The organism is Bartonella sp. TT110JLCBS (genome assembly GCF_042193405.1).
Taxonomy (GTDB): domain Bacteria; phylum Pseudomonadota; class Alphaproteobacteria; order Rhizobiales; family Rhizobiaceae; genus Bartonella.
In genome coordinates this window covers 829-1,075 of record NZ_JBHILT010000124.1, presented here as the reverse complement: position 1 = coordinate 1,075, position 247 = coordinate 829, and the positions used below count along the sequence as shown (strand labels likewise).

Annotated in this window: 1 pseudogene; it reads right to left on the bottom strand. The window is 41.7% G+C overall.

What is annotated here, in order from left to right:
* Nucleotides 1-247, bottom strand: a pseudogene (locus tag ACFILW_RS09930) (hypothetical protein); the annotation flags it as partial.

Genomic DNA, 247 nt, shown 5'->3' with positions numbered 1-247 from the left:
TGAGCATTCCCATAAATTCTTGCACGAGGATAAATACGTGCAAAACCATAAACCTCAGCATTTCCATAAACAAAGCCACCTACAACCGCCTTGCCATAAACACGGGCGTTTTCATAAATACAAGCTTCCACATTAACATGAGCATAACCACTTACAACGGCATTATCGTAAACCCGTGCATTAGCATAAACCTTGGCTTTACCTCCGACCCAGCAATTGCCATGATGCGATAAATTGTATTCACTAC